Origin of the sequence: Streptomyces sp. NBC_01618, assembly GCF_045209435.1 — a bacterium.
Lineage (GTDB): Bacteria > Actinomycetota > Actinomycetes > Streptomycetales > Streptomycetaceae > Streptomyces.
In genome coordinates, this window is the sequence record NZ_CP109297.1 from 1879966 (window position 1) to 1894335 (window position 14370).

Annotated in this window: 13 protein-coding genes and 2 pseudogenes; 4 read left to right on the plus strand and 11 right to left on the minus strand. The window is 70.6% G+C overall.

The genetic code is table 11. The features are described from left to right. Window positions 1-189: 189 nt before the first annotated feature. On the minus strand, window positions 190-2694 hold the full coding sequence (gene pepN, locus OH735_RS08905) for an aminopeptidase N (protein ID WP_406380848.1): 2505 nt from the start codon (window positions 2692-2694) through the stop codon (window positions 190-192). Between the two features lie 76 nt (window positions 2695-2770). Here pepN and OH735_RS08910 point away from each other — a divergent pair, with 76 nt between their 5' ends. Then, window positions 2771-3055 (plus strand): hypothetical protein, encoded by a 285-nt coding sequence (locus tag OH735_RS08910; RefSeq protein ID WP_406380849.1) that lies wholly within the window; start codon window positions 2771-2773, stop codon window positions 3053-3055. 109 nt (window positions 3056-3164) lie between these two features. On the opposite strand, the gene OH735_RS08915 is transcribed toward OH735_RS08910, so the two are convergent. Together OH735_RS08915 and OH735_RS08920 are read right to left on the minus strand one after the other, a co-directional pair. After that, window positions 3165-3491 (minus strand): chorismate mutase, encoded by a 327-nt coding sequence (locus tag OH735_RS08915; protein WP_406380850.1) that lies wholly within the window; start codon window positions 3489-3491, stop codon window positions 3165-3167. Between the two features lie 39 nt (window positions 3492-3530). Beyond that, the gene (locus OH735_RS08920; protein WP_406380851.1) at window positions 3531-4424 is read right to left on the minus strand and encodes a helix-turn-helix domain-containing protein; all 894 of its coding nucleotides are present in this window, start codon (window positions 4422-4424) and stop codon (window positions 3531-3533) included. 215 nt (window positions 4425-4639) lie between these two features. On the opposite strand from OH735_RS08920, the gene OH735_RS08925 reads away from it, so the two are divergent. After that, complete coding sequence (locus OH735_RS08925) at window positions 4640-6445, plus strand: glycoside hydrolase family 35 protein (RefSeq protein WP_406380852.1); 1806 nt, start codon at window positions 4640-4642, stop codon at window positions 6443-6445. Between the two features lie 46 nt (window positions 6446-6491). Here the strand turns inward: OH735_RS08925 and OH735_RS08930 are convergent. Beyond that, window positions 6492-6974 (minus strand): annotated as a pseudogene (locus OH735_RS08930) (serine protease); the annotation flags it as partial. Between the two features lie 107 nt (window positions 6975-7081). Here OH735_RS08930 and OH735_RS08935 point away from each other — a divergent pair. Continuing rightward, a complete protein-coding gene (locus OH735_RS08935) occupies window positions 7082-8023 on the plus strand; it encodes a hypothetical protein (RefSeq protein ID WP_406380853.1) in 942 nt (313 codons plus the stop codon). Between the two features lie 98 nt (window positions 8024-8121). Here OH735_RS08935 and OH735_RS08940 read toward each other — a convergent pair whose 3' ends face one another. The 7 genes and pseudogenes from OH735_RS08940 to OH735_RS08970 form a co-directional block, all read right to left on the minus strand. Further along, on the minus strand, window positions 8122-9771 hold the full coding sequence (locus OH735_RS08940; protein WP_406380854.1) for a DEAD/DEAH box helicase: 1650 nt from the start codon (window positions 9769-9771) through the stop codon (window positions 8122-8124). Between the two features lie 218 nt (window positions 9772-9989). Then, window positions 9990-10193 carry a cold-shock protein gene (locus tag OH735_RS08945; RefSeq protein ID WP_003969786.1) on the minus strand — a complete coding sequence of 68 codons (204 nt, stop codon included), beginning with the start codon at window positions 10191-10193 and terminating at the stop codon, window positions 9990-9992. Between the two features lies 1 nt (window position 10194). Further along, window positions 10195-10629, minus strand: a pseudogene (locus OH735_RS08950) (hypothetical protein); the annotation flags it as partial. A 40-nt stretch (window positions 10630-10669) separates the two neighbouring features. Then, window positions 10670-11281, minus strand: coding sequence for a TetR/AcrR family transcriptional regulator (locus OH735_RS08955; RefSeq protein WP_406380855.1), 612 nt, complete (start codon window positions 11279-11281; stop codon window positions 10670-10672). 84 nt (window positions 11282-11365) lie between these two features. Then, the gene (locus tag OH735_RS08960) at window positions 11366-11866 is read right to left on the minus strand and encodes a pyridoxamine 5'-phosphate oxidase family protein (protein WP_406380856.1); all 501 of its coding nucleotides are present in this window, start codon (window positions 11864-11866) and stop codon (window positions 11366-11368) included. A gap of 93 nt (window positions 11867-11959) precedes the next feature. Continuing rightward, window positions 11960-12523, minus strand: a complete 564-nt coding sequence (locus OH735_RS08965; RefSeq protein WP_406380857.1) for a HutD family protein — start codon at window positions 12521-12523, stop codon at window positions 11960-11962. After that, complete coding sequence (locus OH735_RS08970) at window positions 12520-13263, minus strand: vWA domain-containing protein (protein WP_406380858.1); 744 nt, start codon at window positions 13261-13263, stop codon at window positions 12520-12522. The genes OH735_RS08965 and OH735_RS08970 overlap by 4 nt, the downstream gene beginning before the upstream one ends. Before the next feature lie 144 nt (window positions 13264-13407). Here OH735_RS08970 and OH735_RS08975 point away from each other — a divergent pair, with 144 nt between their 5' ends. After that, window positions 13408-14331 (plus strand): rhomboid family intramembrane serine protease, encoded by a 924-nt coding sequence (locus OH735_RS08975; protein ID WP_406380859.1) that lies wholly within the window; start codon window positions 13408-13410, stop codon window positions 14329-14331. The last annotated feature ends 39 nt before the right edge of the window (window positions 14332-14370 follow it).

Consider the following 14370-nt stretch of genomic DNA (forward strand, 5'->3'; position numbering starts at 1 on the left):
CCGGAGAGCTCGGTGATCTGAACTCGAAAGGGGGATGTGGAAAGGCTGGGGGCCGTTTTCGGGGGGTGTGGTGGTATGGGTGTGGCGTCGGATATGGGTGTGCCCGGTGCCTCCCTGTGTGGTGGGGGTGGCGCCGGGCACGGGTGGTGCGGGCTCTGGGGCCCGCATGGTTGGTGCGGGCCGTGTGGGTCAGTGGGTGTTGCGTACGGCGTGGGCGCGGCGCAGGTCGTCGATCTGGTCGATGAGTTTGCGGCGGAGGGCCGGGATGAGGTCCGTGTCGTTCAGGGCCTGTTCGCCGAGGTGGAGGCTTTCCGCGTCGACGGCGTACGCGGGGAAGGCGTAGCGGCCGGCGGCTTCGGCGATGGCGGGGCCGCGGCGGGCGGCGAGCCGGGTCGCGTCGGGGTAGTAGCGGGGCACGTAGTCCCGTACGAGGTCGGCCTGTTCGGGTTGCCAGAAGCCTTGGGCGGTGGCGGTGAAGAGGTAGTTGGAGAGGCTGTCGTCGTTGAACAGGGCGTGCCAGGCGGCGGCCTTGGTTTCGGGGGTGGGGAGGGCGGCGCGGCAGCGGGCGGCGCCTTGCTGTCCGGTGGCGCTGGGGTCGTGTTCGAGTTCGGCGGCGATGGCGGTTTCGTCGGTGGCGCCGAGGACGGTGAGGCGGGTGAGGATGCGCCAGCGCAGTTCGGGGTCGAGTTCGGGTCCGCCGGGGACGGTGCCGTTGGTGAGCCAGTCCTGGATGGTGTCGGGCTGGGTGGCGGCGTCGATGAGGTGGCGTACGGCGATGAGGCGGAGGCCGGGGTTGTGGCCGTCCTCGGTGCGGCGGATGAGGTCGCGGCACAGTGCGGTGAGGGTGGCGAGGGCGGCGGGTCGGTGCTCGGGGGTGAGGTAGTGGTCGGCGATGTGGATGTCGGCGAAGGCGAGTACGCCCTGGGCGAGGGCGAGGTCGGTCTCGTGGGGGAGGTGTGCGCGGGCCGCTTCGAGGTAGGTGGTGGGGGCGAGTTCGCCGTCGCGGACCATGTCGCGGGCGGTGTTCCAGACGACGGCGCGGGTCAGTGCGTCGGGGATGCCGGAGAGGTGGCGTACGGCGGTTTCCCAGGATGTGGGGTCGAGGCGGACCTTGGCGTAGCTGAGGTCGCTGTCGTTGAGGACGACGAGGGCGGGGCGGTGTCCGGGTAGTGCTTCGGCGGTGCCGTTGTGGGGGATGTCGATCTCGAACCGGTCGCGCGGGACGAGGTGGTCGGGGCCGAGGTGGGGGTCGGGGGTGTGGTCGTACGCGCCTACGGCGATGCGGTGGGGGCGGCTGCCGTTGTGGTCGACGGTGAGGGACCACGTACCGTCGGATTCTTCGATGTGGGGGGTGAGGGTGTCGACTCCGGTGGTGCGCAGCCAGGCGTCGGCCCAGGCGTGGACGTCGCGGTCGGTGGCGGAGGCGAGGTTGTCGATGAAGTCGGCGAGGGTGGCGTTGGCGAACTTGTGGCGGGCGAAGTGGGTGTTGATGCCGGCCAGGAAGTCCTTCTCGCCGAGCCAGGCGACGAGTTGGCGCAGGGCGGATGCGCCCTTGGCGTAGGAGATGCCGTCGAAGTTGAGCATCGCGGACGCGGTGTCGGGGACGGCGGCCGGGTCGGGGGCGACGGGGTGGGTGGAGGGGCGCTGGTCGGCGTCGTATCCCCAGCCCTTGCGGGCGACGCCGAAGTCGACCCAGGTGTCGGTGAAGCGGGTGGCTTCGGCGAGGGTCTGGTAGCCCATGTATTCGGCGAAGGACTCGTTGAGCCAGATGTCGTCCCACCAGGCGAGGGTGACGAGGTCGCCGAACCACATGTGGGCCATTTCGTGGGCGATGACCATGCCGCGGGTCTGGCGTTCGGTGTCGGTGACGGCGGAGCGGTAGATGAACTCGTCGCGGAAGGTGACGAGTCCGGGGTTTTCCATGGCGCCGGCGTTGAACTCGGGTACGAAGGCCTGGTCGTAGGAGTCGAAGGGGTAGGGCTCGTCGAACTTCTCGTGGAAGCGGTCGAAGCAGGCGCGGGTGATGTCGAGGATCTCGTCGGCGTCCGTGTCGAGGTACGGGGCGAGGGAGCGGCGGCAGTGGATGCCGAAGGGCAGTCCGGCGTGTTCGGTGGTCACGGAGTGCCAGGGGCCCGCGGCGACGGCGACGAGGTAGGTGGAGATCGGCGGGGTCGCGGCCAGGGTCCAGCGGCCGTCGCCGCGGTGCTCGGCGACGCCGTTGCCGAGGACGGTCCAGCCGTCGGGGGCGGTGACGGTCAGCTCGAAGACGGACTTGAGGTCGGGCTGGTCGAAGGCGGCGAAGACGCGCTGGACGTCCTCCATGAACAGCTGGGTGTAGGCGTACGTTTCGCCGTCGGTCGGGTCGGTGAAGCGGTGCATGCCTTCGCCGGTGCGGGAGTAGCGCATGGCGGCGTCGATGCGCAGTTCGTGTGCGCCGGCGGTGAGTGCGGTGAGCGGGAAGCGGTTCTCGGTGAGGTGGTTGGGGTCGAGGGGCTGTCCGTCGAGGCTGATCGAGCGCAGGGTGGCCGGCTTGAGCTCGACGAACGTGTCTCCGGCCGTGGCTGTGGTGAACCGGATGACGGTGCGGGAGTCGAAGGTCTCCTCCCCTCCGGTCAGATCGAGGTCGATCGTGTACCGGTGTACGTCGAGGAACTGGGCTCGGGTCTGCGCTTCGTCGCGCGTCAGTACGGACATGCGTCCATGCTGCCGTACGGGGTGGGCGGGGCGCAGGCGGGTTCTCCGATGGCTGTTCGGGGGCCTGGGTGCGCTGGTGTCCGTCCGGTCCTCGCGCCGCGAGGGCGTCGGCTGGGCGGTGCCGGCCCTGGTGGGGGCGGGTCTGCTGGTCCTCCCCCATTACGCGGCCGCCGGTCTGCCCGCGCCGGAGGACGACGGTGATCAGGTCAACGAGTCGGCCTCGGCCGGGTTCGCCGTCCTGGCCACGGGGATCGGGCTGCTGGTGAGCGCCTGGGTGGTGTGGTCGAGGCGCAGGCGGTCGGCCCGGCGGGCCGGCCCGCTTCCGTCGCGCTCGGCGGACGGGCCGGCCTCGGCCGGATGAGAGGCGGTGCGTGGACGTTGCGCCGTCGGCCGGATGAAAAGCAGCGCGTAGGCATTGCGCCGTCGGCCGGCCGAGAGGCGGCGTACGACGGCCGTCTGGTCTCCGGTGTTCAGGCCTCCCCGTTCGACGCCGATTCGTCCGCGATCCGCTCGTGGTGGCGGATGACCTCCGCGACGATGAAGTTGAGCAGCTTCTCCGCGAAGGCCGGGTCCAGGTGAGCGCTTTCCGCCAGCTCCCGCAGCCGGGCGATCTGCCGGCTCTCGCGGGCCGGGTCGGCCGGGGGGAGCTGGTGGGCGGCCTTGAGGTGGCCGACCTGCTGGGTGCACTTGAAGCGTTCGGCGAGCATATGGACGACAGCGGCGTCAATGTTGTCGATGCTCTCGCGCAGCCGGTTCAGTTCCGCGCTCACGGACTCGTCGATGTCCCTCGTGGTCATGGTCAGCGAGCTTAGCCGGGCCGGCGAAGAGCGAGTCGCTCAGAGGGCCGGGCCCAGCGGGCTGATCGTCGGTGGGTGATCCGGGTCCGGGACCTGGTCGCTCCAGCCGCCCGGGACGTTGCGGCACTGCTGTTCGCGGAACCGGACCGGGGCGGCACCGACCCGGCGGGCGAAGAGGCGGGAGAAGTACGCCGGGTCGTCGTAGCCGACGCGTCGGGCGACCGCGGCGACCGGCAGGTCGGTGGCGGCGAGGAGGTCCTTGGCGCGGCCGAGCCGGATGCCGAGGAGGTAGTCCTTGGGGCTGCAGCCCGCGCCCCGCCGTACTACCGTGCGCAGTTCGGCGGGTGTCATGCCGTGCCGGGCCGCGTGCTCGGCGACGGACAGCGGCTGGAAGGCGTCGCGGGCGAGGGCCTGGAGGACCGGGTCGCCATCGGGGCTGACATCGGCGCGGGCCCGGCGCAGGGCGACGAGGAGTTCGTGGACGGCGGCGCTGGTCTCCACCTCCAGCAGCGGGTTGCCGCGCCGGGCCGCCCGTACCATCCGCCCCACCGCGGCTCGGGGGCCCGCCGTGTCGGCGAGCGGGACGAGCGGGCGGTCGGGCTCGATGTAGCCGAGTTCGGTGTACGTGGCGGTGGCGGGGCCGGTGAAGTCGACGAAGCTCTCGTCCCAGCCGGTGCCGGGGTCGGCGCCGTAGTGGTGCGGGGTGCCGGGGGTCAGCCAGATCAGGCTGGGGGCGACGACGGGGACCCGGCGGCCGTCCGTGCCGCTGAACCAGCCGCTGCCGGAGCTGATGACCACGGCGACGTGGTGGTCCAGGGTGCGCGGGCCGACCGTCGGCAGTGCGCCGTGCTGCAGGCCCACACCGAGGCAGACAAGGCCCAGCCGGTGGTGGAGCGGGCTGGGAGTGAAGAAGCGCATCCAGGTGTGGTACATCGGCCTTTCTTTCTCCCCTTTCGTCCTTCATCGCGTTGGTCCGAACATTTGTGTCCAAACAGCAGTGATCTTTGTCCATGGACCGGCCGCACGCCAGGGGGCGATGGTTGGTTACAACATTCCTCCCGGGTTCGCCCGCTCCGTGGTGCGTGCTGTCGTGCGATCCGGGGCTGCGCGGCCCCGGGGGACCGCACGCACAGGAGAGTACGAGCACGATGGCTGACTTCACCGTGGGGGACGACCACTTCCGGCTCGACGGGAAGCCCGTACGGCTGCTGTCGGGGGCACTGCACTACTTCCGGGTCCACGAGGCGCAGTGGGACCACCGGCTGTCGATGCTGCGCGCCATGGGTCTCAACTGCGTCGAGACGTATGTGCCGTGGAATCTCCATGAGCCGCGGCCCGGCCGGTTCCGGGACGTGGCGGCGCTGGGCCGGTTCCTGGACGCGGCGCAGCGGGCGGGGCTGTGGGCGATCGTCCGCCCGGGCCCGTACATCTGTGCCGAATGGGAGAACGGTGGTCTGCCGGCCTGGGTGACGGGGCGGTTCGGACGGCGGGTGCGGACGCGTGACGAGGAGTACCTGGGTGCCGTGGAGCGGTGGTTCGCGGCGCTGCTGCCGCAGGTGGTGCAGCGGCAGATCGGGCGCGGCGGCCCGGTGATCATGGTTCAGGCGGAGAACGAGTACGGGAGCTACGGCACCGATCAGGTCTATCTCCGGCGGGTGGCCGGGATACTGCGGGAGCGTGGGGTGACCGTGCCGCTGTTCACCTCCGACGGGCCGGAGGACCACATGCTCACGGGTGGTTCCGTGCCGGGGCTGCTCGCCACGGCGAACTTCGGGTCGGGTGCGCGGGAGGCGTTCGAGGTGCTGCGCCGCCATCAGCCGAAGGGGCCGCTGATGTGCATGGAATTCTGGTGCGGGTGGTTCGAGCACTGGGGTGCCGAGCCGGTCGTACGCGACCCGGAGCGGGCCGCCGACTCGCTGCGGGAGATCCTGGAGTGCGGGGCCTCGGTGAACATCTACATGGCGCACGGGGGCACGAACTTCGCCGGGTGGGCGGGTGCCAACCGGTCCGGTCCGCTGCAGGACCAGGACTTCATGCCGACGGTGACGTCGTACGACTACGACGCGCCGATCGACGAGTACGGCCGCCCCACGGAGAAGTTCCGGCTGTTCCGCAAGGTGCTCGCCGAGTACGCGGACGGGCCGCTTCCGGAGCTTCCACCCGAGCCCGCCGGTCTTGCCGCTCCGGTACGGGCGGAGCTGACGGACTGGGCTCCGCTGACCGCCGTACTGGAGGCGCTGGGTGATGAGGAATCGGCGCCGTCCGGTGTTCCGCCGACCTTCGAGGAGTTGGGGGTCGACCGGGGCCTGGTGCGCTATCAGGTTGCCGTGCCTGGTCCGCGCCGTCCGTACACCCTGGGTGTGTCGGGGCTCCGGGACCGGGCCGTGGTGTACGTGGACGGTGTCCGCGAGGGTGTGCTGAGCGACGAGAACGGCACTTTGGACGAGCCGGTGGCCGGGCCTGCGGAGGTCGAGCTGTGGGTGGAGTCCCTGGGCCGTGTCAACTACGGGCAGCGGCTCGGTGAGCCCAAGGGGATCACGGGCGGAGTGCTGCACGAACGGCAGTTCCTGCACGGTGTACGGGCCCGGGGGCTGCGGCTGGAGACGTTCGAGGGGCCGGACGCGCTGGCCGGGGTGGCTTTCGGGAGCGTCGCGGGGGCCGAGCGCACGGGGCTGTTCCGGGGGGAGTTCGACGTCGTGGGGGCGGCCGGCACCGGGCATGCGGGTCTCGAACTGCCGGGCTGGACGCGCGGGTTCGTGTGGGTGAACGGCTTCTGCCTGGGGCGCTACTGGTCGGCGGGTCCGCAGCGGACGCTGTACGTGCCGGGGCCGGTGCTGCGGGAGGGCGCCAACGAGGTGTGGGTGCTGGAACTGGAGGACGCGGGCGCGCCGTATGCCGAGTTGGGCCCGGGGGCGCCCGTCCGGACGCGCACCCCCGGAGATGTCCAGGTGTGAGTCGGACACCGGCCGTGGCAGGAGCCGGGGCCGGTGACCGGGGTCGGAGCGTCGACGCCGCGGAGGCGATGGCGGCGGCGAGCGTCGAGACCTCGCTGTACACACCCGGGTAGCCGGGCTCGGCGCAGCCCTGGCCCCAGCTGACGATGCCGACTTGGATCCAGGCTCCGGCGTTGTCCTTGCGGAACATGGGGCCGCCGGAGTCGCCCTGGCAGGTGTCCACGCCGCCGGTGTCCACGCCGCCGGTGTCGATCAGCCCGGCGCAGATCTCCTCACCGGGGATGAGGTCGCTGCCGTAGGCGGCCTGGCAGTCCGCGTCGGAGACGAACGGCACGGTGGCCTTCAGCAGGTAGCACTGCTGGCCGCCGCCCTCGGTGGCGGCGCCCCAGCCGGCGATGGTGAAGGTGCCGTTGCTGTACGCGGTACTGGTGGCGATCTTCAGGGTGGGCAGGTCGATGGGCTTGGCGAGCTTGATCAGCGCCCAGTCCTACGCGCCGTTGTAGCTGGGGGCCTGGAAGACCTTGGTGGACTCGGAAACTGCTCACGCGGCTCACAAGATTCATTTTCGGCCGAGATCATCCGTAACGTTCCGGCTACAGTGGAGCCCGGCTCGAGCGTCGCGAAGGGGGTGGGGGCGTGCCGGACAGCAGCCGGGGGAACGGCAGCGGCCAGGGCAACGGCCGCGGCGGCGGTCCGGTGGTCCACGGCTTCCCCCACCTCGACACCGTCCGGTCCGCGATCACGGCGCTGTACCGGAGGCTGTCGTACGACGGCGTCCGTGGCTACGCGACGAGCCTGGCGCCCGCCGACGCCGCCTTCTGCGACCAGGACGATCTGTACCTCGGCGCCCAGCGGGTGGCGCGCGCCATCGTCCAGCACCTGCATCTGCCGGACGCCCGGATGATCGTCGGCTTCCGGACGATGGAACACGCCGCCGGCGTCGAACTCGCCGCGGGGCCCGAGTACTTCATCGAACTCAACGACCGCTTCCGCACCCACCGCAGGGACATCGGCGCCGCGCTCTCGCACGAGGTCACGCATGTGCTGCTGCACCGCCTCGGCCTGGAGTTCCCCGGTACGCGCGACAACGAGATCCTCACCGACACGGCGACGACGTACCTGGGCGCGGGCTGGCTGCTGCTGGACGCGTTCCGCGAGGACGCCGTCTCCAGCCAGAAGCTCGGCTATCTCACCCCGGAGGAGTTCGGATACGTCCTCGCCAAGCGGGCGTTCGCCTTCGACGAGGACCCCTCCCCGTGGTTCACGAGCCCGCAGGCGTACACGGCCTACACCAAGGGCCGCGCCCAGGCCCTCCACGACACACGGCAGCCGCCCCTCACGGCCGCGGGCTGGGCGGGCCGGCACCGCTACGCCAAGGACCGGCGGCACGCCCAGGACCACCCGGGCGCGGGGGCGGCCCCGGGACCCGACGCCCCGTACGCCTTCGAGAACGGCCCGCAAGGGCTCCGGGTCTCCTTCGCCTGCCCCACCTGCCACCAGCGCATCCGCGTTCCGGTGCGCGGCAGGGTTCGGGCCCGGTGCGGACTGTGCCGGACAGTCCTGGACTGCGCCACCTGAGGCAGCCGGGGGCTCCGCCCCGCGACCAGCCTTCCGGCGGCTGAGGACCGAGCGGCGACCGGACGGGTCCGCCCGGTCACCCCACGGGGTCCGCGGCGCTACGCGGCCCTGCGGCCACGCCCCGACGCCGCCGCACCACCGCGTCCGGCCCCGGAACGCCCGGCACCACGCGCCTCACCGCTACCACGGCCACCGCCCGCACCGGCACCCGCACCGGCGCCACGGGACGAACCGCCCGCGCCCCGGCCCTCGGCGCCGCCGCCCTGACCGGCGCCACCGCGCCGGCCCCGGCCGCGGCTGCCCGAGCGGAAGCCGGAGCCACCGGCCGCCGCCTCGCCCGACCGGGTCCGCGGCTTCGGCTGCGTCGGCTGCGGGACCTCGATGACGATCGCGACGCCGGACGGCTCACGGGCCCCGGTGATCCGGGTGAGTTCCTCGTCGCTGGACTTGATCCGGGTGGTCCGCGGGGCGATGCCCGCGTCGGCCATCAGCCGGGTCATCTCCCGCTTCTCCTCGGGCAGCACCAGAGTGACGACGCTGCCGGACTCCCCGGCACGCGCCGTGCGCCCGCCGCGGTGGAGGTAGTCCTTGTGATCGGTCGGCGGGTCCACGTTCACGACCAGGTCGAGGTCGTCGACGTGGATGCCGCGCGCCGCCACGTTCGTCGCCACGAGCGCGGTGACCTGGCCGTTCTTGAACTGGTCCAGCGTCCGGTTGCGCTGCGGCTGCGAGCGCCCGCCGTGCAGGGCGGCGGCCCGCACACCGCTGGCCAGCAGCCGCTTGGCGAAGCGGTCGGCGCCACGCTTGGTGTCCACGAACATGATCACCCGGCCGTCACGGGCGGCGATCCGGGTGGCGACGGCCTTCTTGTCGGTCTCGTCGGCCACGTGCAGCACATGGTGCTCCATGGTGGTGACCGCGCCCGCGGACGGGTCGACCGAGTGCACGACGGGGTCCGTCAGGAACATCTTGACCAGGCGGTCGATGTTCTTGTCGAGCGTCGCGGAGAACAGCATCCGCTGACCGTCCGGCTCGACCTGCTTGAGCAGGGCGACGACCTGCGGCATGAAGCCCATGTCGGCCATCTGGTCGGCCTCGTCGAGGACGGTGATGGCGACCTGGTCGAGCCGGCAGTCGCCACGCTCGATGAGGTCCTTCAGTCGGCCGGGAGTGGCGACGAGCACCTCGGCACCACGGCGCAGCGTGCCGGACTGCTTGCTGATCGACATGCCGCCGACGACGGTGGCCAGGCGCAGGTTCACGGCCGTGGCGTACGGCGTCAGCGCGTCGGTGACCTGCTGGGCGAGCTCGCGGGTCGGCACGAGGACGAGCGCGAGCGGGGCACGCGGCTCGGCGCGCCGTCCGCCGGTACGGGCCAGCAGCGCGAGGCCGAAGGCGAGGGTCTTGCCGGAGCCGGTGCGGCCGCGGCCGAGGATGTCCCGGCCGGCGAGCGAGTTCGGCAGGGTGGCGCCCTGGATCGGGAACGGATCGGTGACGCCCTGCGCGGCAAGGGTTTTCAGCAGGGCTGCGGGCATGTCCAGCTCGGCGAACGCCTCGACGGCGGGCAGTGCGGGGGTCATGGTTTCGGGCAGGGCGAATTCACCCTGCGGCGGCGTGGCCCTGCGACGGGGCGACGCCTTGCCGGATCCCTTGCCGGAACCCTTAGCGGTTGCCTTTGCCGGGGCCGTGCCGCGCCCCCTCGACGGGCGGTTGCGGGCGGGTCGGTCCTGGCGTTCGGAGCGGGTCATACGGAATTGCCCTCCTGGGGGATTCCTGAGGATTCCTAGGGATTCCTGGGAACTGCTTGGGACTACTTGGGACTGCGGGGAACTGCTGGGGACTGCTGAGGAGTGCTGGGGACCTCCGCGGGACGGGCGGTACTTCTGTGCCCTGCCCTGTGGACAGCACAAGCCGGGACCCGCACCTTCACGGTGCGGGCCCCGGCTGCGAGGTACGCGTCCGGCAATTAGGCCGGGACGATGTTCTCCGCCTGCGGGCCCTTCTGGCCCTGCGTGACGTCGAAGGAGACCTTCTGGCCCTCCTGGAGCTCACGGAAGCCCGAGGTGGCGATGTTGGAGTAGTGGGCGAAGACGTCGGCGCCGCCGCCGTCCTGCTCGATGAAGCCGAAGCCCTTTTCCGAGTTGAACCACTTCACGGTTCCAGTAGCCATGTCATTCTCCTAAAAGAGGTGCAGTGCCGGAAATCCGCACTTTACGAATTCCAAGTCGCCGCATTGAGCCCCATCCGGAGAAAGCCGGAAAACAATAATGCGCCTGAGGAAGCATTCCCGTCAGGCGCACATAATGTTCATGGGTACCAAAACTGCAACACGGCAACCGTAGCACGATCTGTCGGCCGACGGTGGAACACGCCGCACCATCGGTCGACAGATTTTCGCCCGGACCCATGGGGCAACTGGCCGGGAGCAGGCTCGACACGCCGCCGAAAACTTTCCCGCGGCAGGTGCTGGAGGGGCTGGGCAGCCTCGGTCCGCAGGCCGTAGCGGCCGCCGGTCGGGGCTGCGGCTCGTGCAGCGTAGTCGTCATCAATTCCGTACCGGTTACGCCGATTGGGTGACCCGGGGCGAGCGCTCCGCCGTTGACGTCGGCCTCCTCCGGGGGTGCCGCTGCCGCTCCTTCTCATGGGTCAGGTGTTCAGGGCGATGCCGTCCAGGACCATCGAGAGGTACTGGCGGGCGATCTCCTCGGGACTGTGCTGTCCACCGGGCCGGTACCAGGACGCCGCGACCCAGACGGTGTCGCGGACGAAGCGGTAGGTCAGGCGGATGTCGAGGTCGGCGCGGAAGGTCCGGTCGGCGACGCCGCGTTCCAGCGTGCCGAGCCAGACCTTCTCGAACTTCTGCTGGGAGTCGACGAGGTACTGGAAACGCGGTTGGGTGGCCAGGTGCTTGGCCTCCTTCTGGTAGATGGCGACGGCGGCGTGGTGCCGGTCGATCTCCCGGAAGGATTCGGTGACGAGGGCCTCGATGGTCTCCCGGGGGCCGAGTCCGGCGGCGAGCACCGCGTCGTACCCCTCCCAGAGTTCGTCGAGGAAGGTCGAGAGGATCTCGTCGATCATCGATTCCTTGGAATCGAAGTGGTAGTAGAGGCTGCCCGCGAGCATCCCGGCCGCGTCCGCGATCTTGCGGACGGTGGTGGCGTTGTATCCCTGCGCGGCGAACACCTCGGCGGCGGTGTCGAGCAGTTCGCGGCGGCGCTCGGGCGCAGGGGTCACCTGGGGCTTCTTCTTGTTAGGCACGCGCCCATTCTCCGCCCGCCGGGACACCGCCCCTGACCTCCGCCCGGAGCGGTCGGCCCCGGTCCCGGCCGCTCCGGGCGGAGGTCAGGTTTCGTACGGGGCGCTGTCGTCCCCTGTCCGGCGGATCGTGCGCAGGGGCTTTTCGGGCCGCCACACCTGTACCACCAGCTCATCGGAGTCCAGCGTCGTACGGACCACCTCCTGAAGTTCCGCGCGGAAGAGGTGGAACGGCTCCGGCGGCTTCACCTCCTCGGTGAAGCGGGCCAGGATCCCGGGGTCGGTCTCCTCCACCGCGCGGCCGGAGATCCGGACGTCGCCGTCGGCCATCTCGGCGTCCGGTCCCGGATTGGCCTGCACCGCGAACCGCGGATCGCGCAGCAGGTCCAGCGCCTTGCGCGAGTTCGGCATCATGCCGAGCCACAGCTCACCGAAGAGGACGTACACCTCCAGGCCGGTCACCCGCGGCGATCCGTCCTTGCGCAGGGTCGCCAGGACATGGTGCTTGTACTGCCCGAAACGGGCCTCGACGGTGTCGGCGAAGGCCGGCTGTGCGGACCGGAACTCTTTCCAGGAACTCGATGTCATGAGGACATGGAACCCTGGAATCCCGACATCCCCTGTCCGCAATTGCGCACGACCCGAAGGATCGTCCGCCCGGCGGCTCGTCCGCCCGAAGCCTCATCCCCTCGACAGGGTCACCACCAGCGCCCACCCCTGAGTCCGGAGCACCCCCGGTGATTCCTCCCGCGCCAGCAACGCGTCGTAGCGGTCCAGTTCGACGTCCTGGCCGTCGAGCACCGCGCCGTCCTCCAGCGCGACGGCCAGCACCGCCCCGCCCTGCGGCACCGACAGCCGGACGGTGCCGCGTACCACCGCGACCTCCGCGCTCGTACGCTCCCTGCGGTACATCACGTTGAAGTTCACGACCGGGCCGCCGAGCAGCCGGCCGTACGTCTCCAGGTCGCCGGGGAATTCGTGCGGCCAGTACGGCTCGTCGACGATGTGGTGCTCGCCACCCACCATGAGGTCCATCCCGGCGCCCTCGACCACGGTCAGCGTGCGGTCGACGCCGGGGAACGAGGAGAACGGCCCGTCCCCGGACACATCGGCCAGGCTGACCCGCCAGTCGAAGGCGTCCAGCGGCGCGCCCTCGGGGTACACCGCGATCTCCCGGGTGACTCCCCCGCCGTTCTTCCAGGACGTGGCCGTACGGTCGGCCGCCCGCAGCACCCGGGCCGTCACTTGACGATTCCCTGTGCCCGGGCCGCGGTCAGCCACTGCGGGAATTCGGCGACCAGCCGGTCGTACAGCTCGGCGTCCGGGACCTCGCGCGGGTCAGGTCCGGCGTGGAAGAAGCCGGCGTTGTCGACGGGGCGCTTGGCGGGTACGGCCAGTTCGTCGAGCTTGTGCAGGAAGTCGAACTGCGTACTCTGCTTGTTGCCGAAGCCGATGAACTGCCAGAACAGCGGCAGTTTGGCCGCCTTGCACAGATAGCGTTCCGCCGCGTGCTTGCTGATCGGGCCGCCGTCGGTCTGGAAGACGACGAGTGCGGGGGCGGTCGAGCCGCTGTCGATGTAGTGGTCGATGACGGCGTCCATGGCCAGGTGGTAGCTGGTCTTCCCCATGTGTCCGAGGCCCGCCACGATCGCGTCGACCCGGCCGCGGTGATTGTCCAGGGCTATGTCGGTGACGGCGTCGATGCCGGTGGAGAAGAAGACGACGGGTACGCGGCCGTCGTCGTCCAGATGCGCCGAGAGGCCCAGCACCCGGTCCGCCAGGGCCTGGACGCTGCCGTCCTTGTAGTACTCCTTCATCGAGCCGGAGTAGTCGAGCACCAGGTAGACCGCGGCCCGTTCGCCGCTCATGCCGTGCTTCGTCAGCGACACCGACGCGCTCTTGTAGAGGCCGGCCAGCGCGGGGGCGGTCTCCTCGATCTTGCGCAGGCTGATGGCCGGACCTGTTGTGGCGGACGAGCCGACCATGCGCGTTCTCCGATCCCCGACGTGTCAGAACACTGAGGACAGAGCGTAAGGCACCCGGATATGTCCCGGACGGCGGTGTTCGCTATCTTGATCGCCGCCGTCCCCACCGGCCGCTCGTGTCTGCCCACCGTGAAGGAGCCTGCCGTGGATGCCGCGGTCACCACCTGTTATCGCCATCCGTCGTACGAGACGTATGTGAGCTGCACGCGCTGCGAACGCTTCATCTGCCCCGACTGCATGCGTGAGGCCGCCGTCGGCCATCACTGCGTGGAGTGCGTGAAGGAGGGGCAGCGCTCGGTCCGGCAGGCGCGCACTGTGTTCGGCGGTGCGGTGTCCAGGAGCGCGGTGCCGCTCGTCACGTACGTGCTGATGGGCCTCAACATCCTGGTGTATCTGGGCGAGTTGGTCCGTCCGGGGATCGTCGACCGGTTCGCGATGCTCGGTGCGGGTCTGGACGGCCCGGACGGCGCCCAGTACGTCTACGAGGCCGGGGACTTCCCTGGCTTCGATGTGATCGGTGTGGTGGGCGGGGAGTGGTACCGGCTGCTGACCGGGGCTTTCCTGCATCTCCCGCCGGACGGTTCGTCCTTCGGCTCGGTGCCGTTCGGGGTGCTGCACATCCTCTTCAACATGTACGCGCTGTGGAATCTGGGCCGGGTCGTCGAGGAGCAGCTGGGCCGGGCTCGTTACCTCGCGCTGTATCTGCTGTCCGCGCTGGGCGGTTCGGTCCTGGTGTATCTGATCGCGCCGTCCGACAGCACGGTGGGCGCCTCCGGGGCGATCTTCGGTCTCGGTGCGGCGTTCTACGTCATCAACCGGCGCCTGGGCCGCGACATGCAGGCGGTGAACCGGTTCATGGCCGGGTTCCTGATCTGGATGCTGATCTCGGCCGGATTCACCTCGTGGCAGGGCCACTTGGGCGGGCTGCTGACGGGGGCCGTCGTCACGGTCGCGTACGCGTACGCTCCGGCGGAGCGGCGCACAGTGATTCAGGGGGCCGCGGGTGTGGTGCTGCTCGCCGTACTGGTGCTGCTGGTGGTGCTCAAGACGTCCGCGCTGACGGGGTGAGCCCAGCGGGGCCGTACGACCAGCCCCGGAACGCGCCAC